Origin of the sequence: Actinomadura soli, from assembly GCF_005889715.1 — a bacterium.
GTDB lineage: Bacteria > Actinomycetota > Actinomycetes > Streptosporangiales > Streptosporangiaceae > Spirillospora > Spirillospora soli.
Genome location: NZ_VCKW01000031.1, coordinates 1 through 25,088 on the forward strand (window position 1 = coordinate 1; position 25,088 = coordinate 25,088).

A 25,088-nucleotide genomic window follows, 5' to 3' on the forward strand; every position below is an offset into this window, starting at 1 on the left:
GTCGCGGGCGGCGGTCGCCGATATGTCACTCGGCCAATCCTTGCACTGTGTGACTGACTAGATACTTTCCGCATCCATCTTCGGAGCGTAGTGTTTCGATCACAATGCGACACGCCCGGTCGTGTCTGTGAAGGGGGAAGGCACCGATGCCGAGAAACGTGCGGAAGACCGCGCTGGTTTGGGCGCGGGCAGGGGCCGTGATGTCCACCGTGGGGCTGTGCGCCGCCGTGGCGGCACCGGCGAGCGCTCTAGCGGAACGGGGGGTGGTGACCGCCGCGCCGGTCCGCGCGCCGGAACGCCACTGCGTGGTGCCAGTGTCCGATCGTGAGGCGCGATGTTTCACCAGTTTCCGGAGGGCGCTCGCCGAAGCCACGACCGGGCGGATCACCGATGCCCCCGGCAACGCCGCGGCCGCGGCGGCTGATCGCGCGCTCGAACGTCGCATCAACACGCTGGCCGCCGAGCGGCAGCGCGGCGATGCTCCCCGGGAGGGGTACGTCCTGTCGATCGAGTACCAACACGAGAACTTCGGCGGCTCCTCGGTCATCTTCACGGGGTTCCAGGGATGCGACGGGATCGACAACGGCACCATCGAGTTCGAATTCGCCGACCTGGCCCCGATCGGATGGAACGACACGATCTCCTCGTTCAGGACCTACAGCAACTGCCGGGTGAGCCACTTCGAGCACCCGCACTTCGTCACCCCGCGGACCCTGTTCCAAACGACTCTGAGCTACATCGGTAGCCTGATGAACGACAGGGCCTCCTCCCTCCAATGGACCTGACCCGCGAGACCGTCGGCCGGCGGCCATCTCACGGGTCAGGTTGCCGAGGGCCCCCGACCCAGGCAGCCTGGGCAATGCGCGCACACCGCCCCCCGCAGCCAGGCCAAGGTGAGCCGGTGGGTACGTTCGTCGAGGTGGACAAGGTGCCGGACCATCGCGCCATGCTGCTGGCCGTTGGCGATCTGCAGGTTCTCGGCCAGAGTATCGACGACCAGCAGCCCACGGCCGTGCTCGGCAGTGCCGGCGGCATCCGCCCGCACCTTCTCCAGCATGGCCGCATCAATCCGCGGCTGGCGTCGAGCACCTCGATCCGGCAGCGCGGATCGCGCCTGTTCCTGCCGTCCGCGATGTTCGACCAGGTCGCCTCCGGGATCGCCGACATGGCCAAGGCCACCCGGCCGCTACGCGGCCTCGACCCGGCGAGCACCCTGGCCTAGTCGTCTCCAGGGAGCAGTTCGACCGCGTCAACGGCTACATCGCGAAAGGGCAGGAAGCGGGCGCCGAACTGGTCGCCGGTGGGGTCACGACCGGCGGCGACAAAGGCTGGCTCGTCGCACCCACCCTGTTCGCCAGCACGAACGACGACCTCTCGACGGTGACCCGGGGATGGGCCTTGAGGTTGTGGTACCAGGCCGGATGGGTGGGCGAGCCCCCGCTCGAGGCGATGAGGACGATGCCGCCGTCCGGCCGGGGTGAGCAGGCCAGCGGCGTGACCCGCTCGATCCCCGACCGGGCCCCGATGTGGTGCGGGAGAAGTATCGGCGTGCCCGTCAGCGAGCCGCCGACGCGTCCCGCGTTCGCCCGAACTCCTCGATGACCCTGGCGTTGAGGTCGTTCACCTGGCCGAACCGTAGATGAGGCTCACCAGGCCGTCCGGCAACTGCTCGACCTTCAGGAGTTCCAGTCCGTGCCGCTGCTGCGTCCCCGGGAAGAGGGCCGTTCCCTGCCCGGCGATGAGCGGGTAGACGATGAGGCGGAGTTCGTCCACCAGCCCGGCGTCGATCAGGCTGGCGGTGAGCTGAGCGCCGCCCATCAGGTAGATGTCCTTGCCGGGCTGTTCCTTGAGCGCGGCGATCTCGTCGAGGCCGCGCAGGAACGAGGTGTTCGGCCACTGCGCGGACTCCATGGTGCTCGACAGCACGTAGTGCGGGGTCCGCGCGGCGAAGCGCGCCCACTCCAGTTCACCCGGTGTGGGCGGCTGGCCGGTGATCCAGTGGTCCCCCTCGGGCTCGTTCTGGATCGCGGTCCAGTACGACTCGTAGCCCTCGTACATCCTCGCGCCGAGCAGGCACGCGTCCACCTGGGCGGTCAGATCGTAGTCCTCGGACCAGGCCGCCACCCAGTCCGCGTAGCCTTCCGGGCCTTCCGTCTTGCCGTCGACGGAGATCTTCATCGCTGCGATGAGCTTGCGCATGTCACGCCTCCCGGCGTTCGTTGGTAGGTCGCCCCACCGACGAACGGGCGCCGGCGAAATCGACAGCCCACCGGAGAGACTGCAACGTGCCCCAAGCTCAGCCAGCCGGCAACGCCACCGAGGAGTACCTGATCACCGCGTGGCCTGGTGTGATGAACCAGACCAGGTGATCAAACAGGAGAGCCTCCAGGGGGCGCGCATCCGCCAGTACCGTCAGAAGCACGACACAAAGGCCGCCGGAGACAGGAGCTGACCGGCCGGCCCTCCAGGAGCCCCTCGACATACCGGCGGTGCGCTCGCAACCCCGAGCCGCTCCCCCGAACCTCCCGGGCAAAGCCTCGTCCCCGCAGCCCTGGACGGCGCCGGATGAGGCCGGCCGGCTCGTGTTCGGGCGGCTGAGCCCGCGGGAGCTCCATGCGCTCGGCCTGCTGGCGACGGTACTTTACGCCTCAGTCAACTTCGCTGCTGGCCGCGTCCGTGGTCGGGGGGGCGAGCCCGCGGCACGCCCGTTATCTTCTTCGCGTCCCCGGTGATCGGGGATCTTGGTCACCAGGCCGGGCATGACTGATTGCCCCTGTCGTTGATGATCCGGGGGGTGTGGTCACCCGGTCTTGGTGGCGTGGATGGACCGCTGATAGGGACCCCATAGGGACACGTTGTCCGGCAGTCCCTGGCCGCAGCGGCTGGCGCCCCTGGCCGCGCTGTCGATCCAGCAGGTCAAGGAGACCGACGACGCTTTCCTGCTGCCGTGGGCGGGCCGTCCCTGGACCGGGCCCGCGACGCGGGCGGCCGGCGGAACCCTCCTCTACCTCGCCCTCATCGCGCTGTTCAGCCTCGGTCTAGCCGCCGCCCTACGCGACACCGCCACAGCTCTTTCGACCGTCTTGGCGCTGCTCTACATGCCCGGGATCCTCACCCGGTTCATCGCCGACGAACGCTGGAACACGCTGGTGGACAGGTACGCGCCCATGTCCGCCGGACTCGCCGTCCAGAGCACCGCCGGCCCGTCCGCCCAGTCCATCGGCCCATGGGCCGGCCTGGGCGTCCTCGCCGCGTATGCCACCGCCGCGATGGCCGCCGTTGGTGCTGATTGACCTGCCTCTCCTGGCATGCCGGGACCGGTCCATCACATCAGTTTTATCGGGTGTACGTCTTCGGTTCCCGATGGCACTCCTCGGCACCTGGCCGGCAGAGCCACTCAAAGACGAGGTCGTCGCGCCAGACGCGCATCTGCACGTCATTGCCCACCGCGCCACAAACCCTCAAAGGAGGCATTCACAAGGCTCTCTTGTCATGGCGGCTGGCGGCCGCTCAAAACTGTTTGAGTTTGCTGGTGCAGCGCTCGACGACGTTGCGGTCCTTGTAACCGCGTGAGTCGGAGCGTTGTTCCTGGGACGGGATCCAGGCGGTGCCGCGTTGGCCGGTGCCGGTGAGGACCACCATGGCCAGGCCGCCTTCATGCCGGAGATGTGCTCCAGGGCGAGCTGGGCGAACTCATCTTCGGGGCGGGCGGCGGCGTGCGGGGCGATGGTGGCGGTGACGATCTGCCTGGTCCGGTTGAACTCCGTACCCTGCACGGGCAATCTCGTGGGTGATCCAGTCGGCCGGGTTCACCGGAAACTGGTAGCCGTCCCACCGCCCAGCTCCCCGGCCCCGTCGGTCCGGGCACCCAAGTCATCGGCCCCTTGTCGCGGCCAGACGAGCGCCCGAATGACGGGACACGTATCTCCTCGCCACGCTTGCCACGCGGACGGTCCATGGCACTACGTCGAACCCGGAAACCGGAATGGCGGATATGGGCATGGCCGTGCCGTCACGCGCGCGGGCGTCGTCCTGAACGGCGAGGTCATGGGGTGAAAGGCGGCGAGGAAGAGACTCACCCGCGATTGACCGGCTTAGGCCGGGCGCCCTGTGCTATTTACTCGGTTCGCGGCCTGGGATACGAGAGGGGGCGGAAATGATCAATGCCGATCCCCCGGAGGTACGGGATGCCGCGCTCTCCGCTCCGGCCAAGGCGCGCGACCCGCGTCCTGGCACTCATCGTGATCCTGGCTCCGGTGGCCGTCCTGGCCGCCGTGCCGGCCGACGCGAACACCGCGACGCCAGCCGCACCGCCACGGCCGCGGGGGCCGATGGCTCCGGGAGAGTTCAAGGCCCGGCAGGACACCTCCGGCGGTCTCGGGCTGCCGGAGCGCGCGCTGGTCAGGGCTTCGGAAGCGGCCGCGAAGGGGCCGAGGCTGCCGGTCGACTGGCGCTCCGAGGGGCCCACCAACATCGGCGGCCGGGTCACCGGGATCGCCGTCGATCCCAACCGGCGTGACACCGTCTACGTCGGCGCCGCCAGTGGCGGGGTCTGGAAGAGCACGGACCGGGCCGCCACCTTGAGCTCCGTGTGGCCGCGGCGCAACCCGCAGGCCATCGGCGCGATGGCGGCCGGCTCCGATGGGGCGATCTACGCCGGGACCGGCGAGGCCAACCCCGGAGGCGGCTCCATCACCTACGAGGGCGACGGCGTCTACAAGTCGACCGACGGCGGGCGCTCGTGGAAGCGGCTCGGCCTGCAGAACTCCGCCACCATCTCGCTGATCGCCGTCGACCCGGACAACCCGCGGCGGATCTTCGTGGCCGCGACCGGGTCGCTGTTCCGGCCGGGCGGCGAGCGCGGCGTCTACCGCTCGGAGGACGGCGGCCGTACCTGGACGCTGGTGCTGGCCGGGACCAACGACACCACCGGCGCCAACAGCGTGGTGATCGACCCGGGGAATCCGCAGCGCGTGTGGGCGTCGATGTGGGACCGCCAGAGGGAGCCCGAGCTGCGGCGCTACGGCGGCGTCGGCTCCGGGCTGTTCCGCTCCGACGACGGCGGGAGCACCTGGCGGCGGCTGGAGAACATCGTCACGCCGACGCCCGGCGACGACATCGGACTGCGGTCCGACCCGCGGCTCGGGCGCATCGGCATCGGCGTGGCGCCCGGCGATCCGGACCGAGTGTACGTGCTGACCTCTACGTTCAGCCAGTTCGGTGACGTGAAGGGATTCTATGTCTCCGACGACGGCGGGGGCTCGTTCAGGACCGGCACGCTGCCGGTCAGCGACGTCCCCTTCTGGTGGACCGGCCACCTCTGGGTGGACCCCGCGGACCGCGACCACCTCTACATGCCCTCGGCCAACCTGCGCGAGTCGGTCGACGCCGGGCGGACGTGGAAGGTCAACCAAGGCATGCACGTCGACCACCACGCGATGGTCTGGGACGCGAAGGTGCCCGGACGGGTGTACGAGGGCAACGACGGCGGCGTCTACCGTTCCGACGCCAATGGCGCCACGCAGACATGGATCAAGGCGGCCAACGAGCCGTACACCCAGTTCTACAGCGTGACCGTCAGCGCGCAGGACGTCACCCGGATGGCAGGCGGCACCCAGGACAACGGCTCGGTGCGCACCTGGAACGGCCCGCGCTGGAACGGGTTCCTCGGCGGCGACGGTGAGGCCAACGTCATCCACCCGCACAACCACGACATCCTCTACAGCTGTTACCAGTTCGGCGCCTGCTTCCGCTCGGACGACGCCGGCGACACCCTCACCGAGTTGCGCGGCGCGGTGGCCGACCGCTTCAACTGGTTCAGCCCGATCGAGCTGCACCCGGCCGATCCGAGCGTCGTCTACTTCGGCGGCGACCGGCTCAACCGGTCCGCCAACGGGCTCGACTTCACCCCGATCAGCCCCGACCTCACCGGCGGCCCCGGCCGCGACGAGGTGTACCCGTTCGGCACCCTCACCACCGTGGCCGCCGCCAAGACCGCCCCCGGCACCGTCGTCGTCGGCTCTGACGACGGCCGCATCTCCCTCACCCGCGACGACGGCGCCCACTGGTCGCTGGAACTGAAGGACCAGCCCTGGGTCACCCGAGTCGAAATCGATCCGCGGAACGCCCGCCGGATGTTCGCCACCCTTTCCGGCTACCGGGCCAGCGGCACCGGCGGGCACGTCCTGTACTCCGATGACGGCGGCGACACCTGGCGCGACATCAGCGGCAACCTCCCCGGGGCACCGGTGAACGACATCGTCATCGGCCCGCACGGGATACTGCTGATCGCCACCGATGCCGGCGTCTACGCCGGGCCGCCGTCCGGCCGCTTCTGGTTCCGCCTCGGCGACCTCCCGCTGGCCGCGGTCACCGACATCGAATTCCAGGCGTCCTCCAGCCACCTCATCGCCGCCACTTTCGGCCGCGGCATCTACAGCACCCGAATTCCGCGCGAACTGGCCAGCAGCGTCCATGCCGCCGGCCGTCAGACGCCGTAAGGCCGCCGTGAGCAAGCGGCACAGGGGTTTCCACCGGCCGCAGGACACACTCACCGAGACACTGACCACAGGGTCCGGGCATTGGGCCCACGGCAATCACGGTGCAGGCAATCACGTTCGCGGCCCCCACTTGGGACGGCTGAGGAGCCGGGTGGACCAGACGGTGGCCGAGGCGGTGCGGGAGACCATCGGGGACGCCAGGAGCGATGCGGGCGAGCATCTGCGCCTCGCGTGGAACGCGGCCTAGGGGTGCAGCCGGACACGACGCGGGCCTACAGCGAGGCGATCAAGGGCGTCGAAGCGATCGCCATCCCGGCGGCTCTTCCCAAGGACAAGACGGCGACCCTTGGGATTGCTCAATCATCTGAAGGACACCGCGGCACGGTGGACGGTTTCCATCGACGGCCGGGACGGCCAGCCGGCTTCACCACCGCGGTGATCGCCATGATCGACCTGCTGTGGTCGGGGCAGCGCGACCGCCACGCTGGCCCGGAGATGAAGGTCGTCTCCCCGGAATCTGCCCGGAGGGCCGTGCACACGGCGGCCACCCTGGTGCAGTGGTTCACCAACGGTCACGTCCACAAGAAGAGTGACCTTTGGGCAAGCTGGAGCGGGGGAAGAGTCAGGCGCCGCCACCGAGCAGGTCGGCGATCGCGGATCGTGTTGCGGACGAGGTCGCGCCTCGACCGGCGAGCGCCGCACTGATGGCGATGCTGCCGAGGCGGCGTAGCCTGAGGCTGAGCACGGCCGGGCACGTCGAACCGTTCTGCATCGGCCGGGGTGGGTGGTCCGGGAAGTGAGTGGCCGCCGTTCTCCAGCCGTCGTGGACGCTTCGCCGGGACTGCTGATCGAGACTCGCGACCATGCCGGGCGACCGCTGGGAAGGTAATTCTGGTCCGGACGTCCATAACAGCGTGGCGGCTTCGACCAGGAGCCGCGCCCCGGATGGGGTCGCCGGACGGAGAGGACGCGGCATGAAATACATGATCATGATGTTCGGCGGGGTCGGCGAGACGCTTGCGAACCGGTCTCCGGCGTGGATCAGCGGCATGCAGAAGCTCATGATGGAGATCGATGGCGAGCTTCGGGAGAACGGCGAACTGGTGGCCAGCGACGCGCTCGTCGACCCGTCCCAGGCGACCACGGTGCGCTTCCGCAACGGCGCGCCGCTGCCGACCGATGGGCCGTTCGCCGAGGTGAAGGAGTCCCTTGCGGGCTTTTGGATCGTCGACGTGAGCGAGGAGCGGGCCGTCGAGATCGCATCGCGGGCGGTCGCCTACATCGAGTTCCCGATGGAGATCCGCCGCCTCATGGACCACCAGCCGGACCACTCGTGACCGAGTGGTGAACGAGGAGTCCGTCGGGGACCTGCTGCGCGAACTCGCGCCGCGGGTCCTCGGCACGCTGGTGCGCCGGCACGGGCAGTTCGATGCGTGTGAGGACGCGGTGCAGGAGGCGTTGCTCGCGGCAGCCCAGCGCTGGCCGGTCGACGGCGTGCCGGATCGGCCGCACGCATGGCTGCTGACTGTCGCGACCCGGACGCTGGTCGACTTCTGGCGCCGCGACAGTGCCCGGCGACGACGCGAACTGGAAGCCTCCGCGCTCAAGCCGACCGGGACGGCGGAGACGACGGACGTCGACGACACGCTCGTCCTGCTGTTCCTGTGCTGCCACCCCGACCTGACACCCTCGTCCCAGCTCGCCCTGACGCTGCGCGCCGTCGGCGGGCTCACCACCGCCGAGATCGCCGCCGCGTTCCTGATGCCAGAGGCGGCGATCGCGAAGCGGATCGTCCGGGCCAAGCAGCGCATCCGCGCGTCGGGAGCCCGGTTCGAGCTGCCCGCTGCACAACAGCGGCAGGCGCGGCTCGACGTCGTCCTCCACGTGATCTACCTGGTCTTCAACGAGGGCTACACCGCCAGCGCCGGACCCGTCCTGCACCGCACCGACCTCACCGTTGAGGCGATCCGGCTGGCCCGCCTGCTGCACCGGCTGCTGCCCGCCGAGGGCGAGGTCGCCGGGCTCCTGGCGCTGTTGCTGCTCATCGACGCGCGTCGAGCCGCCCGCACCGACGCCGCCGGCGCGATCGTGCCCCTCGCCGAGCAGCGACGCGACCTGTGGGACGCCTCCGCGATCGCCGAGGGTGCCGCGCTGGTGAATCGGACGTTGGGGACCGGGCCGGTCGGGCCGTACCAGATCCAGGCCGCCATCGCCGCTTTGCACGACGAGGCCGCGACCGCCGACGCCACCGACTGGCCGCAGATCCTCGCCCTTTACGACGTCCTCGACCACGTCGCGCCCGGCCCGCTCGTCACACTGAGCCGTGCCGTCGCCCTCGCGATGGTGCACGGCCCCAGCGCCGGGCTGGCACTCCTCGGCACACTCGACGGCGACGACCGGATGGCACACACCCACCGCCTCGAAGCGGTCCGCGCCCACCTGCTCGACCAGGCCGGCGACGTGGCCGCGGCCCGCGAAAGCTACCTGCGCGCGGCCCGGATGACCGCGAGCCGTCCCGAACGCGACTACCTCACGCTGCGCGCCGCCCGTCTCGCCTGAGCACACCTACCGGCACCCACACCCGTTCACCGCCATCGCCGACCCGTTCCTGGCCTGCGCGGACCGGTACCGAGCGACCAGTTCCATGCCCGGCCGGCCCGCGGTGTGGTTGAGCATCGCCCGCTGGGGCGTCTCGGTGACGGTGACGCGTTCGCGTAGGTCCAGCACCCATCACACACCACTCTGGAGGAGCCGCCGCTCAGCGCCGACGCCCCAGAACTCGTACTCGCTCGACAAATCCACAGGCCGGCCCGCCAGCGGGGGTGACGTTCTCTGTGCGGCACAGCGGGCCAGTGCCCGCCTAGTGGTGTTGCTGCTTCCCGTCGCGGACGCATTGCTCCACACTAAAATTCGCTGATCGGCATCCCGGTCGTCGGACTAGGCCTTGTTTACGTTCTGCTCACCGGGCTGACGCTAGTGAACTCGTCGACCGCGCCCCGGTGACCGGATCAGGTAGTCAGACGACCTCCGATGCTCAACTCTCGTTGGGTGACCGATCTTCGGGAAGCAGTGCCCGCATCATGGCGATGGAGTCCTTGATGATGTTGCGAGCAGCGGTTGTTGCGTTTGATGATTTGCCGCCGCCGTTGTCGCGGCCGGAGCGGATGTGCCCGTGGGTACGGGACCCGTCAGGACGGTGACGTTCACCTGCAAGCGCCTGAAGACCTGGCGGGACCGCGCGAGAACGGGGCTGGCCCGTGAGTATCTCTTGTTCTTCGTTTTCAACGTGGTCGGCATCGCTATCTCGCTGCTGGTCATCCGCTTCGTCACTATGCGCTCGGACGAACGATCCCCCAGCTACAACGCCCCCGTTATCGGCGCGGGTCTGGCCACCCTCTTCCGATTCACCTGCTACCAGAAATGGGTATTTGTATCGAAGCAGTGGGCCGGATAGCGGCGCCCCACGGCGGGCCCACCGGCACCGCCGCCTATCTCGGCGTGCCGGGCCAGTGGTCATACGGCCGGGTCCTCTTGGTCAACGGAGGCGCGGCCCCGATTCGAAACCGGATTCCGTCCGGATCGCCACGGTGGTCATGGGCCTTGTCCTAGCGCTCTTGACGGTCGGGTGGCGGGCAGGTCGGGTCTGCGCCACTGCGCGGGACATCATCAGGGGCCGGGGCGAGTTCGTCATGTCGGACGCACCGCACCTGTCGCAACATCTTGGTATCGCCGACCGGAGACAGGGACAAGTCGGTACCTGAGCACTCCTCCGCGACGTGGACACAACGTGCGCGGAACACGCAACCCGGCTCGTTCAGGTCCACGCCCGGCCGAGCCGGTGCGCTCTGCAGCGGCGCCGGCGCCTCGCGCGGATCCACGCTGAGGAAGCCGGACATCAGCAGCCTCGTGTAGGGGTCACGCGGATCGGACGTGATCGCGGCGACTGGGCCGACCTCGCGGAACTCGCCGCGGTACATGACCGCCACATCGTCGGCGATCTCTCGAACGGTGGCCAGATCGTGCGAGATGTACAGGTAGGCCAGACCGTGCCGCTCTTGCACCTGGGAAAGCACGTCGAGCACCTGTGCCTGGACCGACAGGTCCAGGGATGAGGTGGGTTCGTCGAGCACCACGAAACTGGGGTTGGTGATCAGAGCACGGGCGATGCCGATCCGCTGTTGCTGGCCGCCGCTGAGCCCTTGCGGATAGCGATCGCCGTAGTCGACCAGTCCCACTTCGTCGAGCACGTCACGCACGCGTTGCCGCCGTTGGTCCTTGGTCAGCCCACGCTCGTGGATGACGAGCGGTTCGGCGACGATGTCAGCCACTCGCATCCGCGGATTGAGGGACTCGAACGGCTCCTGAAAGACGATCTGCATCTCGCGACGCTGCGCGCGGACCCGGTGCGGCGGCAGCGAGAGCACATCGACGTCTCCCAGATGGACCCGGCCGGCGTCGGCGTCGACGAGTCGAAGCACGAGCCTGCCCACCGTCGACTTCCCCGAGCCGCTCTCGCCGATCAGCGCCAGGGTCTTGCCACGTTCGATGGTGAACGACACGCCCCCCACCGCCCGGACCGGCTCGCCACCGGCGTGGAAGGTCTTGGTCAGGTTCTCAACCCGCAGGTGCGCCATGGGTCGCCTCCTCAATTTCCACGAAGTGGCAGCGGACCCGCCGGTCCCCGCCCAGGCTCGACACGGTGGGCGGCGGCTCGACGCTGCACAGCGTTTCGGCTCTGCTGCACCTGGGCGCGAACTGGCAGCCGCGCGCCGGCTCGAACCGCGCGGGGGGCCCGCCCGGTGGGAGCGTCTCGCCGCGCCCGCCGCCCGGCACCGACGCGAGCAGACCGCGGGTGTAGGGGTGCTCCGGGTGCGTGAAGACCTCGGCGACCTTCCCGCTCTCCACGACACTGCCGGAGTACATGACGATGACCGAGTCGCAGAACTGCGCGACCACGCCCAGGTCGTGGGTGACGAGGATCATCGAGCGGTTCCCGAGACGGACGACATCGCGCATCAGCTCGAGAACCTGTCGCTGGATCGTCACGTCGAGGGCGGTGGTCGGCTCGTCCGAGATGAGCAACCGCGGGTCGAGGATCGTAGCCATCGCGATCACGACGCGCTGGGCCATGCCGCCACTGAGCTGGTGGGCGTAGCCGTGCAGGACCCGGTCCGGTTCGTGGATCCCGGTGCGAAGCAGTGCTTCGCGCGCCATGGACGCACACTCGGCCTTGCCCAGGCCGCCACGGTGCGCCCTGATCAAGGTCCGGAACTGCTTTGCGATCGGCAACACGGGGTTGAGCAGCCCGAAGGGGTTCTGGGCGACGAAGCCGATCTGGTCACCGCGGATCGCACGCAGCGAGGCCGGGCGCTGGGCGAACAGGTCGACCCCGTCGAACAGCGCGGAGCCGCCGGTGACCCGGCCTCCTCGGGGCAGCAGACCGATGAGGGACCGGACGGTCGTCGATTTTCCGCATCCGCTCTCTCCCACCACACCTAGGATCTCGCCCTCGCCAAGCGAGAAGGACACATCTTCCACCACGTGCAGGTCGCCGCGCGGCGTGTCGATGTTGACCGAGAGGTTGCTCGCCTCAAGCAGGACCGTCATCGCTGCGCCTCCTGTAGACCGCGGCCGATCGCATTGAAGGCGCTGACGGCGACGACGACCGCCAGCCCCGGGAACAGCACGACCCACCACTGTCCCGTACTGATCTGCTGTGAGCCGCTCTGGATCATGAGCCCCCAGGTGGGGTCGGGCGGTGAGACGCCGACGCCCAGGAAGCTCAGCGCCGCCACGACGACGATCGCCTGCGCCGCCGCGAGCGCCGTCTGCGCGATCATGATCTCGGTGACGTTCGGGAGAATGTGGCGGAACAGCACCCTGCTACGGGACGCGCCGATCGCATGGGCCGCCTCAACGAAACGACGACTGCGCAGCACCAGCGCCTCCGTGCGGACAAGCCGGATCATCCGTGGCGCGTTGATGATGATGATGGCGATGACGACGTTCTGGAGATCGTTGCCCGTCAGCGTTACCAGGGCCACGGCCAAGATGACGAGAGGAAAGGCCTGGAACAGGTCGAGCGCGCGCATGACCCAGTCGGCCAGGCGCGTGGGAAAGCTGACCAGCAGCCCGATCGGAGCCCCGATGAGGAGGGACACCAACGCCCCGCCCAGAGCCAGGGGAACGTCCCTGGAGGCGGACGCGATCGTGCGGGAAAAGACGTCGAGCCCATCGCGGTCCGTCCCGAAGATGTGGTCCCAGCTCGGAGGCCGCAACACGCTCAGGGCGTCCGGTCTCACCGGGTCGTGAGGCAATGGCGCGAAGAGCGAGGCCAGCAGCAGACCCAGGAGGACCAGCGAACCCACGATGACCGGAGCCGAAGTCCAGATGGGGAGCCCTCGGCGTCTGGGCCGTCTCATCCGCGACGGCTGGTGGTCAAGGACGCGCGGGACGGCCTCGGGAATCATCGGTCGTCCCTCACTCTCGGGTCCAGCAGTGTGGACGCGACGTCACATGCCAGGTAGGCAAGGATGGTCAGCGCGCCGGCGGCCAGGATGAAGCCTTGGATCACGGGCGCGTCCAGCTTGAGGATGCCGTCCAGGGCCCACGCGCCTGCGCCCTGCCACGAGAAGAGCCTGTCGAGGATGGATGCTCCTCCGATCAGAGTGCCGAAGAGGATCGCCACATAGGTGAGCAGCGCGCCCCGGACGTCGAGCACGGCGTAGCGGAGGACGTCACGCTCCCGCAGTCCGCAGGCTCGCGCGAACTCGACCTGCGGTGCTCGCAACGCCTTGCTCAACAACGACTCCGTGAGCCGGGCCATAAAGGCGCCGTACACGAGTCCCAAGGTGACGACCGGCAGGACCAAGTGCTGCACATGGCTTGCGAACAGGCCGGCGCGACCCGCGAGCAACGTGTCGACCAGCATGAAACCGGTCTTGGGGGCCACGCTCTCATCTGCCAGCCCCAGCTGCCCCACCGGCGACGGCACCCAGCCGAGCTTGAAGAAGACGAGGTAGATGAGCAAGAGCCCAAGAAGGAAGTCGGGGGCGGACTGCAGCACCGAGGTCAGCCAGTTGGACAGCCGCGCCGCAAACCCCCGGGCCCGATAGGCCATCAGCGTCCCCAGACCGAGTCCGATGCCGCTGGCGAGCGCCAGGCCCAGCACGATCAGCTCCAGGGTTGCCGGCATGCGGTGCCTGAGCTCGGTCGCAACGCTTTGTCCGCTGAAGTACGACTTGCCGAGGTCTCCGCGCACCGTGTCGCCCAGGTAGTCCAGGTACCGCTCGGCGAGGGGGCGGTCCAGACCCAGTTGGGTGGAGATCCTCTGAACCTCGGCGTGCGTCGCTCCCGACCCTGCGATGGCAACCGCGGGGTTCCCGGGGATGAGCTCGATGAGGCCGAAGCTCAGGGTCACCAAGATGAACAGCGAGGGCGGCAGGATCAGCAGGCGCCTGACGATCAACCTCAGCGCCCAGCGCGAACGCGGCGTGCGCGCCTGCTGGCCCGAGGTCTGCGGCGGGGCGGCTGCCACCTGTTCGCGGAGTCCGTCAACGCTGGTCACGGGTACTCCCTCACTCGCCGGGGCTTTGCTCGACACCGTTGCTCGCCGTGGTCGGCGATATCGGGGACTCGACTGCCGATCTGGACGGTGCGCCCGTCGCATCGGCAGGGAGCCGGCTTTCGGCGTACCGGTTGAGCAGCCAATTTCCTGCGGACAGGACATGTGTGCTCATCGCCGCCTCGGCCCAGGCTGTGCTGCCTGAGGCGAGAGCGGCCACCAGCTCCCGGTGCTGTGTCATGGTGTGCGCCATCCGCTCCGGGTTGTAGCTACGGAAGGTCCGTGCCACGACCGGGACCTGGATGAGCCCGGCGAGCAAGCCGGGCACGACCGGGTCTCCCGATGCCTCCCTGATCGCCGTGTGGAATTCGTCGTTGAGCGCGGTCACGCTCGCCAGGTCCCGGTGCTGGGCCGCCTCCATCGCGTCGCACAGTGCGCTCAGGTGCCGGACCTCGTCTTTGGTGATCCGCGGTGCCGCAAGCCGTGCGGCGTAGCCCTCGAGGAGCGCTCGGGCGGAGAAGAGCGATCTCAGCTCGTCGTCGCTCCAGGTCCGCACCCACGACCCCCGGTTGGGGGCCGTTTCGATCAGTCCCTCGGAAGCGATACGACGCAGCGCCTCACGCACAGGTGTGCGGCTGACGCCCAAGGAGGCGGCCAGTTCCTCCTCGCCCAGCTTGGCGCCCGGGGGCAGAACGCCGCTGATGATCTGCTCTCGGAGAGTCTCGTAGACGAGGTCTACAGCTGCCATGACGTCAACTCCTCGGGACCTGGGCGCAGACCCGGGCGGGCCGGGCCGGCGCACCTCCGCGAACGGGTGCACCCTGGGGGGATCGCCGTGCGGGGCATTGGTTTAGCTCCACATTCATTATCTCATGTTGTATGCAATCAGAGGTCATGGACAGGCACTGCGCTGCGTTTCTTGGCGAGATCTGGCGCTACTGCATGCAACTCGACGGCAGGCTCGCCGAACATGTACTCCTGCGCAGCCGGCTGCCCATCATCTTCAGATGCGTTGACTGGTGACGAACATGTGACCGGCGTAGTGGGTGATCATCAACTCTGCACACGACTCGATCGCCGCCTGCTGCGGAGTGATCCCGCACCCCCAGAACACCGGGACGTCCCCCGGCGCCAAGTGGACGACATCTCCCCACTGCGGTTGTGCGAGATCATGGATCCCCAACTGCTCGGGCGCGCCGATGTGGACCGGTCCCCCATGGACTTCCGGGTGCGCGGTAGTGATCTCCACCGCCTTCTCCACGAGGCCCGCGGGAATCGGTTGCATCGAGACCACCATCTTTCCGCGGAACTTCCCGGCGGGCACGCACTCGATGTTGCTGAGGAACACCGAGCCGTTGACTCCCTGCTCAAGGTGCCGCGCCGGGAGGCCCTCCGCCACGAGAAGGTGCTCGAACGAGTAGCTGCACCCGATCAGGAAGGCGACCATGTCGTCGGTCCACAGGCCGACGATGTCCGTGGGGGTGTCGACGAGTTGCCCGGATCGGTAGACGGCGTACCTCGGCAGGTCGGTGCGGAGGTCGGCGCCCGGGGCGGTCAGCTTGGGCTCCGGGTCTCCGGGGTCGGTCACCTCCAGGATCGGACAGGGCCGAGGGTTGCGCTGGGCGAACCTCATGAAGTCGAAGGCGTCCCGCTTCGGGAGGATGGCCAGATTGGCCTGGACGTACCCGGGACAGATGCCGCCGGTGTTGGTGACGCGTTCGTTGAGCCTGTTGGCCGACCAGGCCTCCTCCGGCAGCGAGGGGGCGCTGGGGAGCGCTGCTGTCATGGGTCCTCCTGTGGGCGTGGGTAGGGACGGTGGAAAGTGCGGTCGACCGGCTCAGTGGTCGCGGAGCAGCGTGCCGAAGCCGTCGAACTGATCGTTGAACCCGTTGGACCGCAGCGCCTGCCAGAGGGTGGCCGCGTTGATCGCCACGACGGGGACACCGAGCCACCTCTCGGCGTACGGCGCCAGACGCAGCATCGAAAGGTTCGTGCCGACCTGGACCACGGCGTCGATGCCGTCCATGTCGAAGGACTTCATCGCTGCGATCAGCTCGTCCTCGGTCACGGCCGCGATGGCGGTGGCACTCGGGCACTTGAGCCCCTTCACCGCGACCACGTCGAATCCGGACTCGGTGTAGAACCGCTCGACCTCCGCGTCGGCGATGGGCTGGTACGGCGTGACGCAGGCGATCCGCCGCACCCCGAGGGTCTTCAGGGCGTGGCACGTGGCGGTGGCACCCGTGGTCACCGCCAGCCCCGAAGCGGCACGGACGGCGTCCTCGAACTGCTGGTTCCCCTCCACGCCACCCCAGAACGTCTCGGCCGACATCCCCATGACGAGGTGGTCCGGCTGGGCCGTCATGACGTCGCGGATAGCGGTGTTGATCGAGGCGCGGATCTGGACCAGCAACCCCTCGAAGTCCTGGTCGGACGCGAGCGCCGGCTGCTCGATGTACATCCGGCCGGCGTGGAAGGTGACTCCGCGGGGCGAGACCGCGTTGTAGTCGTGCTCCACGACCGTGTTGGTCGACGGGACGATCACGCCGAACTTGGCCCGATGGCCGACGGCATCCGGCATGCCTGCTCCTCTCCTGGAGATTGTTAACGGAAGGACGAGCCGGGTTCACCCGGCTTGCGGCATGCACCAGTCGTCCGAGCCTGGTTGCGGAAAGGGACCCGCTTTTACCAAAGCGCTCGCGCGGGAGCTGCCAAGGTTCGCTAGAAGCCACCGTGCGGACTCCAGGGCCGATGTCAGGTCGATGCCGGTGCGCACGCCCATCCGGTCGAGCATGTAGACCAGGTCCTCAGTCGCGACGTTGCCGGTCGCGGCCGGCGCGAAGGGACAGCCTCCGGTCCCGCCCAGGCTCGCGTCGAGGACCTCGACACCGGCCTCCAACCCCGCGATCGAGTTCGCCGTGGCGGTGTTCCTGGTGTCGTGCAGGTGCAGGCGGTGGGTGACGTCGTCGCCCAGGACATCGCGCGCCAGACGGACCCGGGCCGAGACCTGTCCGGGGACGGCGCACCCGATCGTGTCGGCGAGCGCCACCTCGTCCGCATGAGCACCTGCGATCTTCGCCAGCACGTGCTCCAGCCGCGCCTCGGACACGTCTCCCTCGAACGGGCACCCGAAGGCCGCGGCGATCGTGATGGTCGTGAAGAGGCCTGCCCGCCGCGCGGTGTCCACCAGCCGTACGGCGTTCCGCGCAGCCTCGCTCGTGTCGACGCCTTGGTTGCGGCGGCAGAAGGTGTCCGTCGCCACGACGACGATGTTGACTTCGTCGGCGCCGGCGGCGACGGCTCGCTCCACCCCGCGGTCGTTCATCGCCAGGGCGGCGTAGCTGACGCCCGGCTCCCGCCGCAGGCCGGCGAAGACGGCATCGGCGTCGGCCAGCTGGGGCACCCGCGCCGGGTTGACGAAGCTGCTGACCTCTACGCGCCGGGCGCCCATGGCGACAGCGCGGTGGACCAAGGCCACCTTCCCCGCCGTTGACAACTGCGTCTGCTCATTCTGCAGGCCGTCCCGAGGCGACACCTCGAGGATCGTCGCACGGTCGATGACCATCACCCACCCACTTGTCCGAGGTAGTCCAGAACGGCCGAAGATGACACCACTTCGCCGTACTTGGCCTGGATGTCGCTCAGCGCCGCCTGGTGCGGCGCCGTGGCCCGGTCGGCAACGCCGTCTTCCACGACCAGGGGCACGAGTCCGGAGGAGACGGCGTCGACGGCGGTGGCCCGGACACACCCGCTGGTGCTGACACCCAAGATCACCACGGTGTCACAGCCGAGGACGCGCAGCGTCGTGCCGAGCGAGGTGCCGAAGAACGCACTCGCGTATTGCTTGACCACGACGAGCTCGTCGCCCAGAGGCGCCACGGCGTCGACGATCGCGCCGGCGGCCGCACCGGGGCTGAACTGGCGCAGCGCCGGGACCTTGGCGACGAACAGCCCTCCGTCCGCAGCGCCGGGCCCGTATTCGACCCGGGTGTGGATGACAGGTACGCCGTTCGCACGAGCCGAGTCGAGCACCGCACGGGCCGTTTCGAGAACCGGCGAGACCGGGAGACAAAAGGCGTTCCCCGGCTCGAAGTACGCGCGAACCATGTCGATCCCGAGCACGACCGGCGACCGCCCTGGCTGAAGTCGGCCGCCGAAGCCCGCCACCACGTCATCCGTCATATGATCCCGGCTTCCCGGAGCTTCCCGATCTCCGGAGCGGACAGGCCGAGCTCGCTCCCCCACACGTCCAGGTTGTGCTGCCCCAGCTCCGGCCCGATGGAACGAACGGTCCCGGGACTCCCCGAGAGGAGCGGCACGACGCTCTGCATCGCGAACTCACCGAAGTCAGGGTGCATGAGGGTGACGATCGACTTCCGAGCCACGAACTGCGGGTCGGCCAACATCTCCTGTGCCCGGTAGATCCGACCGGCCGGGACACCACCATCGTGCAGCTTGTCGAGCAGTTCGCCGGCACCGAACCGCAGCGTCCATGCGCTGATGATCTCGTCGAGCACGTCCATGTGAGCGCCTCGGGCGGCGTGAGTGCTGAACCGTGCGTCGGTGGCGAGATCGTCGCGACCCATGCACGCGGCCAGGCGCCTGAACACCGTGTCCTGGTTGGCGGCGATCAGGATGGACTGATCATCGGCGGTCGGGTAGACGTTGCTGGGCGACACGTTCGGCAGGACCGAGCCGGTGCGCTCGCGTTGGTAGCCTCCGACCTGCCACTCCGGCACCAACGACTCCATCATGGCGAGCACCGCTTCGTAGATGGCCGCGTCGACCACCTGTCCACGCCCGGTCGTGTCTCGCGCCCGCAGCGCTACGAGGGTCCCGATGCACGCGAATACCGCGGCAAGGCCGTCGCCGAGCGAGATGCCCGTGCGCGCGGGCGGGTGATCCGGGTCGCCGGTCGTGTAGCGGATACCGCCCATCGCCTCGCCGATCGACCCGTAGCCCGCCCGGGCGGCGTACGGACCGGTCTGCCCGAACCCGGTCACCCGGGTGATCACCAGGCCGGGGTTGATCTCCCACAGCCGCTCCGGTGAGAGCCCCCACTTCTCCAGCGTGCCAGGGCGGAAGTTCTCGATGAGCACGTCGGCGTCGTGCAACAGTTTCCGGACCAGCTCCTGGCCCTCGGCCACGCGCAGATTGGCGGTGACTGAGCGCTTGTTGCGGGCTACCACCGGCCACCACAGCGACTTGCCGTAGGGCCGCTCCCTGCCCCATTGGCGCATGGGATCACCGTGCTTCGGGTCCTCGACCTTGATGACGTCGGCACCGAAGTCGCCGAGAAGCTGCCCGCAGAACGGGCCGGCTAGGAGCTGTCCGAGCTCGATGACTCGGAGGCCCTCCAATGGCAGCGGCGAGGAGTGGGTCACGTGGTGTCCTTTCGGTGGCCGGGCCGGGCCGGGCCGGGCGGCAGGTCACGCGCTCGGCACGAGCGCCTGTGGTGCCGCCGCGGGTCTCAGCGGGTGGAGTCGTGCGGAATGAGCAGCAGCTTGCCGATGGTCGACCTGGACTCCAGGTCTCTGTGGGCCTGAGCGGCCTCGTCGAGCGAGTACCGGCGCGCGATGTTCACCCGCAGCCGGCCGCGGGCGATCCAGTCGAACAGGTCCCCCGTCCGCGCGTCACGCTCTCCGGGACGGCTCGTGTACTCCATGACGGTCGGCCTGGTCACGTAGAGGGAACCCTGGGCGTTGAGTCGCTGCAGGTCCAAGGGCTCTGGGAGTCCACCTGCGGCGCCGTAGACCACGAGCGTCCCGCGCGGGCGCAGCGCGTCCAGGCTCCGGCTCGCCGTGGCCGCACCGATCCCGTCGTACGCCGCAGCGACACCGCGTTCGGTGTTCTTCCGCACACCGTCGAGGAAGTCGTCGTAGTCGTAGACGAAGGTGGCTCCAGCGTCGGTTGCGGCCTGCGCCTTGCTGTTGCTGGACGCCGTCGCGTGGACGACGCCGCCACGCATACACGCCATCTGCGTCAGCATCTGCCCGACACCTCCTGCGGCAGCATGGACCAGCACGGGGTCGTCCTTTCCGATCGGGTAGACGGACGTTGCCAGCGCGTGGGCGGTGAGTCCCTGAAGGAGGACGCCCGCTGCCAGCTCGGGATCCGTGCCCGTGGGCAGGGGGATGAGTTCGCTCTCGGCGAGGAGGCAGTACTCGGCGTAGCTGGCCTTGCCTCCGATCCACCCCACGAGCTGGCCGGTCGAGAAGGCGGTCACGTCGTGCCCGGTCTGCACGACCTCCCCTGCCCCCTCCAGCCCGAGACCTTGGCTCACGTCCTTCGGGTAGAGGCCGGTCCGGTGGTAGACGTCGATGTAGTTGACGCCTGCGGCGAGGACTCGGACCAGCACCTCCCCGGGGCCGGCCTCCGGCACGGGCACGTCACGCACCTGCAGGACCTCCGGCCCTCCGTCCTTGTCGGCCACGACTGCTCTCATGGTCGGCCGTCGTTCTTCAGTCGGTAGACCATGGGCGCCCCGTTGGGTGCGTTCATGAAGCCGCTGACCGAGCTCTGCATCGCGTAGATGAAACGGTTGTCGGTCAGATAGACCTGCGGGACCGTCTCGTCGACGACCTTGGCCACCTGACCCATTACCTGTTCGCGCCGGGTCGGGTCCACGGTCTGCTGAAGGCTCGTGACGGCCGCCTCGTAGGCGGCGTTCTTGTATCCGAAGGTCTTGATCCCTCGCTCGGAGTTGTAGAGCGCCGCGGAATAGAAGGGGTCGGCGATCGCCGGCGCCTCGTTATAGAGGATGGCCTGGTACGTCCCCTTGTAGTAGGCGTCGCTGAACTGCGTGGCGCCGGCGACCACGTCGATGTTGGCGGTGATGCCGACGTCGGCCAGCATCCCCTTCAACTGGACCGCGAGAGACTCGGCGTACGCACCGGGCCGGCTCGGCGAGACCAGGATCTTGAAGCTGAGGTTGCCATGGCCCGAGTCGTTCAACAGCTGCTTGGCCCGACCGGGGTCGTAGTCGAAGCTGGGCGCGTCGGTGCCGGACTTGAAGTAGAACGAGCCGAGGCCCTGGTCCGCCGGAGTCGCGTAACCGCCGTAGACGCCGGAGCTGAGCTTCTGACGGTCGATCGCCTTCGAGATCGCCAGGCGGACGTCCTGGTTGGCGAAGGGCGCGAACGACTCGTTGAGCATCAGGGTGTCACGGTTGGCGGACACGCAGTTCTGCACCTGGACCGGCCCCCTCTGCGACTTGAGGGACTTGTACTGGTCGAAGGTGAGCTTCTCCGCGTAGTCCGCCCCGCCGGTCTTGAGGAGCTGGAACCTCGTGCTCGGGTCGGGCACGCTCTTGAAGATCAGCTTGTTGTAGTGACCCAGAGCCTTCGGGTCCCAGTAGGCGGAGTTGCGTTCGTAGACCACCTCGCTTCCGGGGCCGAATGACTTCAGCTTCCAGGGACCGAACGAGGCCACGTTCGTCTTGAGCCACTCCGTCGCCCACGGGTCCTTTGTGGTCGCATGCTTCTTCGCTTCCCGGGAGTCGATGATGGCCAGCTGGGGAAAGGTGAAGATGACCGCATCGAGGGCCGTGTGACGATCCAGGCTGATGGCGACGGTGCGGTCGTCAACCGCCGTGAAGGCGTTCTTGGTCTTGACCGCCGCGGCCGAGGAGAGGACGAAACGGGCATTGCTAGCCAGTTCCTGAGCACGTTGGAGACTCCACACCACGTCCTCTGCGGTCAGTTTGTTGCCGTGGGTGGAGACGGCGTCGTCGCGCAGCGTCAACACAAGCCGGTTGCCGTCGTAGGTCCACGATTTCGCCAGGTGCGGACGCACGCCGTCCGAAGATGTCAGGCGGTCACACCCGTTGGACCCGGTCTTGGAAGGGTCGTACTCGACGAGCGTGGATCCCCACTCAACGCCCATGTAACGGCTGGCGTCACCCTCGAAGGTCTTCCAGATGTCCAGGCTGGACGGGACCCCCGCGGCCGCCCACATGAAGGTCCTGTCGGCTGACGCCGACTTCCCTCCGGACCCGCCACCTCCACACGCGCCCAGGGCGAGTGTCAGGGTGATCACGGACCCCAGGAACAGGTTTGATCTACGGGAGAACTTCGACATGTCGTGCTACCTCTCGCTGATGTTCCGAGGCGGGACGTTGTGGAGCCGGGATCAGACCCAGGTCTTCCTGGGCGGAGACTTGATCTCCAGATGGACCGAGTCCTCGAGGGCCACACTCGAGTGGGGAACACCCGGGTAGTGGATCCACGAGTCGCCGGCATTGGCGACGAAGGACTCGCCATCGATCTCGATCTCCATCCGCCCGCTCAGCAGCAGGGCGATGCTTTCGTGGTCGTCGTGGGTGTGCCGCTGGTCCACGTTGCCCTTGGCCTTGTGCACCTCGATGAGGACCATGTCGCGGCCGGCGACGAGGATCCTGGCCGCGAGCCCGTCAGGCCGCTCGACGCCCTCGAGGGCACCGATCTGTTCCAGTGAGTTGCTGTCCTTGGGAATGAAGGTCGCCGTCGTCGGGGTCAGGCTGCGTGCGGTGTCCACAGGGTGTCGTCCTTCTGCAGAGAGCAGGTCAGAGCACTGCCGGGGTGAATCGGGCCGGGGACAGGGTCTCCGGCCCGTCGATCAGGTCGGTCGAGCCACGGAGCATCAGGTCCGCGATGAGCTTTCCGGTGCCGGCGGACAGATGGATGCCCTTGCGTCCGTGGCCGGTCGACATGAACACGTTGCTGTAGGTGGGGATCCGACCGATCATGGGCATGAGGTCGGGCGACATCGGCCGGACCCCGCTGAGGTCGCGCACGATCTCGGCGTCCTTGAGGAACGGGAATCGCTCGATGCCCACCCGCATGAGCATTTCGGTGTCCTCAGGGATGGGTTCGCTGTCCTTCAGCGGGCGGATGTAGTCGATCGGCGCCTTGAGACCACCGCCGGGGGCCGGGTCCGGTGTCGCACCCAGCAGAAAGAGGCCGTTGGGATATTGCATGACGACGACTCGCTCGATGATGTGGTGCTTGAGCTGCACGCCCGGGACCTTGAGGATGTGCAGTTGGCCCTTGAGGCTGCATATCGGCATCGGGAAACCGGTCCAGATGGACGCAAGGGGGGTCCAGTTCCCCATCGCGAGCACGACGTCGTCGCACGGTAGGTGCGTGCCGTCGCTCAGTTGGACCCCGGTGGCCCGGTCACCGCGAATGTCGAGGCCCTGGACCGGGCTGTACAACAGCCTGGCCCCTCGCTTCTGGGCGGCTCGTGTGTAGAGGTTGGCGAGCCGCAGCCCGTCGATCTGCACCACCGACTCCGCGAAGTAGCCGCCCCTTACCTCCGGACTGATCAACGGTTCCTTCTTGAGGACCTCCTCGCCGGTCAGCCACTCTCGCGCCTCGATGCCGGTTCCGAACGCGGTGGGCGCTTCCCCGTGAAGAGCCTTCAGGCGAGCAGCACCTTCATCGGTGAACGAAATCGTCAGATCAGGTTTGTCGTTGAACCAGTCCTGCGAGTCAGCGACCTCCGCCAAGTTCTCGCGGTGCTCATGGATGAGACGGACGCTCTCGACCCCGAGCGCGAGGTGGGCCCCGGGTACGAAGTCGCCGCCGAACGTGTTGAAGAAGCCGGGCCCGTGCCCCGACGAACCTGCGGCGATCGCCGTCGCTTCGACGAGCGTGACGTCGACGCCCTCCAGCGACAGGAAGTAGGACACGGCCGCGCCCACCACTCCACCACCGACCACGACTACCTGAGACTCCGACACCCTGTGCCCACCTCTCCGCTATCACTCATCACTCGGCGCTCGATCCGCGCACGATCTGTTCCGCCCTCCGCTCAGGAAGGACGAGGACTCTGGCTGCCCACTCCGAGGTGCCTCGGGTAGCGCCGCCACCTTCCAGATGAGGCGTGTTGCATACAATGCGGGAACGATATGCCAACGGAAGCTAGTCGACAAGGGAAGATGCCGAAAATCTTTTCGAGATTGTATGCGACCTTGCCTGGACGACGCGAACCTCGCGGAGCGTCCTGTTCCAGCCCGTCCCCCGTCGCGGTGGGCTGCTCGAGGCAACCGCTCGGGTGTCGATCGCCGTGACGGTCTCGGCATGCGGGCGGCCCCAGGTCGCCGGGTCACCGAAGACGAACTCACCGCCGTGCTTGGGTGGTCTGCCTCCCTCGGGGTCGGCCTCCCTCGGGGTCGGCCTCGGCGAACTCGCGGCGCGAGGGTGCCGGGCGCCGCATCGCCCGGTCCGAACGAGTCCGGCCCAGCACCTCGACCGGCAGATCCCGCAGCAGGAACCATGACCACGCCGATGCTCGGGCGCCAGCGACAGATCCACCAGCGTCCGCACCGGCCCATCGGTGCACAACACCGCATCCGCAAGCTCGAACAGCGCGTCCGCCCGCGCGGCCAGGCACCCATGGAACTCGGTCCGGAAACTGGACAACACCCTCAGCTTCTCGACACGCACCCGCGCATTCCAGAAGAATCAACCCCCTCAGCGGCCTTCGTCGTGATCAGGCATTCTTCGCCGGAGCACATGATCACGCGGAGGCCGTTGCACTCTCTGAGGAAGCCCCTCAACCCGCACGCAAATAGTGACCTTCCGATCACGTGCGGGACCCAAGATCATTCTCGGCGCTATCGGCTGTCCTCAGGTTCCTCAACCCCGGAGAAGTTCGGACGCGGACTCCACGCCGTCAACGAAGATCCCCTGCGAACGAAGATCATCGCGGTTGCCATTGCTTGGGTTCTAAGCCGCGGGACCGGTCCCCGTGCAGCGCCCTTATCGTCGGCATCTCACTATCGGCGAGGAGACGACGATGGCGGCCGAACAGGACCTCGGCACGGTGGTCGAAAGCCACGAGACCGACAATTCGCGCCGGAGATGGATATTCGCCATCGCTGCGCCGCTGGGTGCGGGTGATCACCGGCATCACGGACAACGCGACGTCGCTCTGCGAGACGGTCCGGCGGGCGGCGGAGGACGGCGGTCGGCCCAGTCGGGGCCCCACCTGAGCTTGATGGATCACACACAGCAACCGTCTGTTTCGGCAGGCTTGGCCAC

At 68.1% G+C, this 25,088-nt stretch carries 25 protein-coding genes and 2 pseudogenes; 9 read left to right on the forward strand and 18 right to left on the reverse strand.

Going from position 1 to position 25,088, the window contains the following annotated elements; all coding sequences use genetic code 11:
* Nucleotides 1-263 precede the first annotated feature (263 nt).
* From ETD83_RS08510 to ETD83_RS45880, 3 genes and pseudogenes are all read left to right on the forward strand, one after another.
* The gene (locus ETD83_RS08510) at nt 264-785 is read left to right on the forward strand and encodes a hypothetical protein (protein WP_138644519.1); all 522 of its coding nucleotides are present in this window, start codon (nt 264-266) and stop codon (nt 783-785) included.
* 116 nt (nt 786-901) lie between these two features.
* A complete protein-coding gene (locus tag ETD83_RS08515) occupies nt 902-1,222 on the forward strand; it encodes a hypothetical protein (RefSeq protein WP_138644520.1) in 321 nt (106 codons plus the stop codon).
* A gap of 38 nt (nt 1,223-1,260) precedes the next feature.
* Nucleotides 1,261-1,317: pseudogene (locus ETD83_RS45880) on the forward strand (hypothetical protein); the annotation flags it as partial.
* Between the two features lie 59 nt (nt 1,318-1,376).
* On the opposite strand, the pseudogene ETD83_RS45885 reads toward ETD83_RS45880, so the two are convergent.
* Nucleotides 1,377-1,595, reverse strand: a pseudogene (locus ETD83_RS45885) (nitroreductase/quinone reductase family protein); the annotation flags it as partial.
* 25 nt (nt 1,596-1,620) lie between these two features.
* The gene (locus tag ETD83_RS08525; protein WP_138644521.1) at nt 1,621-2,199 is read right to left on the reverse strand and encodes a dihydrofolate reductase family protein; all 579 of its coding nucleotides are present in this window, start codon (nt 2,197-2,199) and stop codon (nt 1,621-1,623) included.
* A gap of 656 nt (nt 2,200-2,855) precedes the next feature.
* On the opposite strand from ETD83_RS08525, the gene ETD83_RS08530 reads away from it, so the two are divergent.
* On the forward strand, nt 2,856-3,293 hold the full coding sequence (locus ETD83_RS08530) for a hypothetical protein (protein WP_138644522.1): 438 nt from the start codon (nt 2,856-2,858) through the stop codon (nt 3,291-3,293).
* Nucleotides 3,294-3,510: 217 nt separating this feature from the next.
* On the opposite strand, the gene ETD83_RS45270 is transcribed toward ETD83_RS08530, so the two are convergent.
* On the reverse strand, nt 3,511-3,642 hold the full coding sequence (locus ETD83_RS45270; protein WP_268920426.1) for a hypothetical protein: 132 nt from the start codon (nt 3,640-3,642) through the stop codon (nt 3,511-3,513).
* Between the two features lie 545 nt (nt 3,643-4,187).
* Here ETD83_RS45270 and ETD83_RS08535 point away from each other — a divergent pair.
* From ETD83_RS08535 to ETD83_RS08550, 4 genes are all read left to right on the forward strand, one after another.
* Nucleotides 4,188-6,500: a WD40/YVTN/BNR-like repeat-containing protein gene (locus ETD83_RS08535; protein WP_171064089.1), complete on the forward strand. Its 2,313-nt coding sequence runs from the start codon at nt 4,188-4,190 to the stop codon at nt 6,498-6,500.
* Between the two features lie 249 nt (nt 6,501-6,749).
* Nucleotides 6,750-7,205: a hypothetical protein gene (locus tag ETD83_RS08540; protein WP_138644524.1), complete on the forward strand. Its 456-nt coding sequence runs from the start codon at nt 6,750-6,752 to the stop codon at nt 7,203-7,205.
* Nucleotides 7,206-7,474: 269 nt separating this feature from the next.
* On the forward strand, nt 7,475-7,837 hold the full coding sequence (locus ETD83_RS08545; protein WP_138644525.1) for a YciI family protein: 363 nt from the start codon (nt 7,475-7,477) through the stop codon (nt 7,835-7,837).
* Nucleotides 7,838-7,844: 7 nt separating this feature from the next.
* Complete coding sequence (locus tag ETD83_RS08550; protein ID WP_205717556.1) at nt 7,845-9,059, forward strand: RNA polymerase sigma factor; 1,215 nt, start codon at nt 7,845-7,847, stop codon at nt 9,057-9,059.
* A 6-nt stretch (nt 9,060-9,065) separates the two neighbouring features.
* On the opposite strand, the gene ETD83_RS42310 is transcribed toward ETD83_RS08550, so the two are convergent.
* Entirely contained in the window at nt 9,066-9,227 is a 162-nt protein-coding gene (locus ETD83_RS42310; protein WP_171064090.1) for a hypothetical protein, read from the reverse strand.
* A 445-nt stretch (nt 9,228-9,672) separates the two neighbouring features.
* On the opposite strand from ETD83_RS42310, the gene ETD83_RS08555 reads away from it, so the two are divergent.
* Nucleotides 9,673-9,954: a GtrA family protein gene (locus ETD83_RS08555; RefSeq protein WP_171064091.1), complete on the forward strand. Its 282-nt coding sequence runs from the start codon at nt 9,673-9,675 to the stop codon at nt 9,952-9,954.
* A gap of 151 nt (nt 9,955-10,105) precedes the next feature.
* On the opposite strand, the gene ETD83_RS08560 is transcribed toward ETD83_RS08555, so the two are convergent.
* From ETD83_RS08560 to ETD83_RS08625, 14 genes are all read right to left on the reverse strand, one after another.
* Nucleotides 10,106-11,134, reverse strand: a complete 1,029-nt coding sequence (locus ETD83_RS08560; RefSeq protein WP_138644528.1) for an ATP-binding cassette domain-containing protein — start codon at nt 11,132-11,134, stop codon at nt 10,106-10,108.
* A complete protein-coding gene (locus ETD83_RS08565) occupies nt 11,115-12,107 on the reverse strand; it encodes an ABC transporter ATP-binding protein (protein WP_138644529.1) in 993 nt (330 codons plus the stop codon). The genes ETD83_RS08560 and ETD83_RS08565 overlap by 20 nt, the downstream gene beginning before the upstream one ends.
* Nucleotides 12,104-12,868, reverse strand: a complete 765-nt coding sequence (locus ETD83_RS08570; RefSeq protein WP_205717557.1) for an ABC transporter permease — start codon at nt 12,866-12,868, stop codon at nt 12,104-12,106. Before ETD83_RS08570 ends, ETD83_RS08565 begins: the two co-directional genes overlap by 4 nt.
* 98 nt (nt 12,869-12,966) lie before the next feature.
* Complete coding sequence (locus tag ETD83_RS08575) at nt 12,967-14,067, reverse strand: ABC transporter permease (protein ID WP_171064092.1); 1,101 nt, start codon at nt 14,065-14,067, stop codon at nt 12,967-12,969.
* A gap of 10 nt (nt 14,068-14,077) precedes the next feature.
* Nucleotides 14,078-14,812: a GntR family transcriptional regulator gene (locus tag ETD83_RS08580; RefSeq protein WP_138644531.1), complete on the reverse strand. Its 735-nt coding sequence runs from the start codon at nt 14,810-14,812 to the stop codon at nt 14,078-14,080.
* A 255-nt stretch (nt 14,813-15,067) separates the two neighbouring features.
* Complete coding sequence (locus tag ETD83_RS08585; protein ID WP_138644532.1) at nt 15,068-15,850, reverse strand: putative hydro-lyase; 783 nt, start codon at nt 15,848-15,850, stop codon at nt 15,068-15,070.
* Between the two features lie 51 nt (nt 15,851-15,901).
* Nucleotides 15,902-16,645, reverse strand: a complete 744-nt coding sequence (locus ETD83_RS08590) for a maleate cis-trans isomerase family protein (RefSeq protein ID WP_138644533.1) — start codon at nt 16,643-16,645, stop codon at nt 15,902-15,904.
* A 45-nt stretch (nt 16,646-16,690) separates the two neighbouring features.
* Nucleotides 16,691-17,629, reverse strand: coding sequence for a hydroxymethylglutaryl-CoA lyase (locus ETD83_RS08595; protein ID WP_138644557.1), 939 nt, complete (start codon nt 17,627-17,629; stop codon nt 16,691-16,693).
* Nucleotides 17,629-18,246 carry an isochorismatase family protein gene (locus ETD83_RS08600; protein ID WP_138644534.1) on the reverse strand — a complete coding sequence of 206 codons (618 nt, stop codon included), beginning with the start codon at nt 18,244-18,246 and terminating at the stop codon, nt 17,629-17,631. The genes ETD83_RS08595 and ETD83_RS08600 overlap by 1 nt, the downstream gene beginning before the upstream one ends.
* The gene (locus tag ETD83_RS08605) at nt 18,243-19,448 is read right to left on the reverse strand and encodes a CaiB/BaiF CoA transferase family protein (RefSeq protein WP_138644535.1); all 1,206 of its coding nucleotides are present in this window, start codon (nt 19,446-19,448) and stop codon (nt 18,243-18,245) included. The genes ETD83_RS08600 and ETD83_RS08605 overlap by 4 nt, the downstream gene beginning before the upstream one ends.
* Nucleotides 19,449-19,534: 86 nt before the next feature.
* Nucleotides 19,535-20,509, reverse strand: coding sequence for a quinone oxidoreductase family protein (locus ETD83_RS08610; protein WP_138644536.1), 975 nt, complete (start codon nt 20,507-20,509; stop codon nt 19,535-19,537).
* Entirely contained in the window at nt 20,506-22,143 is a 1,638-nt protein-coding gene (locus tag ETD83_RS08615) for an ABC transporter substrate-binding protein (protein WP_138644537.1), read from the reverse strand. Before ETD83_RS08615 ends, ETD83_RS08610 begins: the two co-directional genes overlap by 4 nt.
* Before the next feature lie 51 nt (nt 22,144-22,194).
* On the reverse strand, nt 22,195-22,578 hold the full coding sequence (locus ETD83_RS08620) for a cupin domain-containing protein (protein ID WP_138644538.1): 384 nt from the start codon (nt 22,576-22,578) through the stop codon (nt 22,195-22,197).
* 28 nt (nt 22,579-22,606) lie between these two features.
* On the reverse strand, nt 22,607-23,785 hold the full coding sequence (locus ETD83_RS08625; RefSeq protein WP_138644539.1) for an NAD(P)/FAD-dependent oxidoreductase: 1,179 nt from the start codon (nt 23,783-23,785) through the stop codon (nt 22,607-22,609).
* Nucleotides 23,786-25,088: the final 1,303 nt, after the last annotated feature.

What these genes read in the sequence shown, in the direction of transcription:
- ETD83_RS45270 (WP_268920426.1), bottom strand. Translation starts at nt 3,642, where the DNA reads ATGGTGGTCCTCACCGGCACCGGCCAACGCGGCACCGCCTGGATCCCG.
- ETD83_RS08595 (WP_138644557.1), bottom strand. Translation starts at nt 17,629, where the DNA reads ATGGTCATCGACCGTGCGACGATCCTCGAGGTGTCGCCTCGGGACGGC.
- ETD83_RS08585 (WP_138644532.1), bottom strand. Translation starts at nt 15,850, where the DNA reads ATGACAGCAGCGCTCCCCAGCGCCCCCTCGCTGCCGGAGGAGGCCTGG.
- ETD83_RS08580 (WP_138644531.1), bottom strand. Translation starts at nt 14,812, where the DNA reads ATGGCAGCTGTAGACCTCGTCTACGAGACTCTCCGAGAGCAGATCATC.
- ETD83_RS08535 (WP_171064089.1), top strand. Translation starts at nt 4,188, where the DNA reads ATGCCGCGCTCTCCGCTCCGGCCAAGGCGCGCGACCCGCGTCCTGGCA.
- ETD83_RS08590 (WP_138644533.1), bottom strand. Translation starts at nt 16,645, where the DNA reads ATGCCGGATGCCGTCGGCCATCGGGCCAAGTTCGGCGTGATCGTCCCG.
- ETD83_RS08615 (WP_138644537.1), bottom strand. Translation starts at nt 22,143, where the DNA reads ATGTCGAAGTTCTCCCGTAGATCAAACCTGTTCCTGGGGTCCGTGATC.
- ETD83_RS08565 (WP_138644529.1), bottom strand. Translation starts at nt 12,107, where the DNA reads ATGACGGTCCTGCTTGAGGCGAGCAACCTCTCGGTCAACATCGACACG.
- ETD83_RS08545 (WP_138644525.1), top strand. Translation starts at nt 7,475, where the DNA reads ATGAAATACATGATCATGATGTTCGGCGGGGTCGGCGAGACGCTTGCG.
- ETD83_RS08610 (WP_138644536.1), bottom strand. Translation starts at nt 20,509, where the DNA reads ATGAGAGCAGTCGTGGCCGACAAGGACGGAGGGCCGGAGGTCCTGCAG.
- ETD83_RS08600 (WP_138644534.1), bottom strand. Translation starts at nt 18,246, where the DNA reads ATGACGGATGACGTGGTGGCGGGCTTCGGCGGCCGACTTCAGCCAGGG.
- ETD83_RS08560 (WP_138644528.1), bottom strand. Translation starts at nt 11,134, where the DNA reads ATGGCGCACCTGCGGGTTGAGAACCTGACCAAGACCTTCCACGCCGGT.
- ETD83_RS08525 (WP_138644521.1), bottom strand. Translation starts at nt 2,199, where the DNA reads ATGCGCAAGCTCATCGCAGCGATGAAGATCTCCGTCGACGGCAAGACG.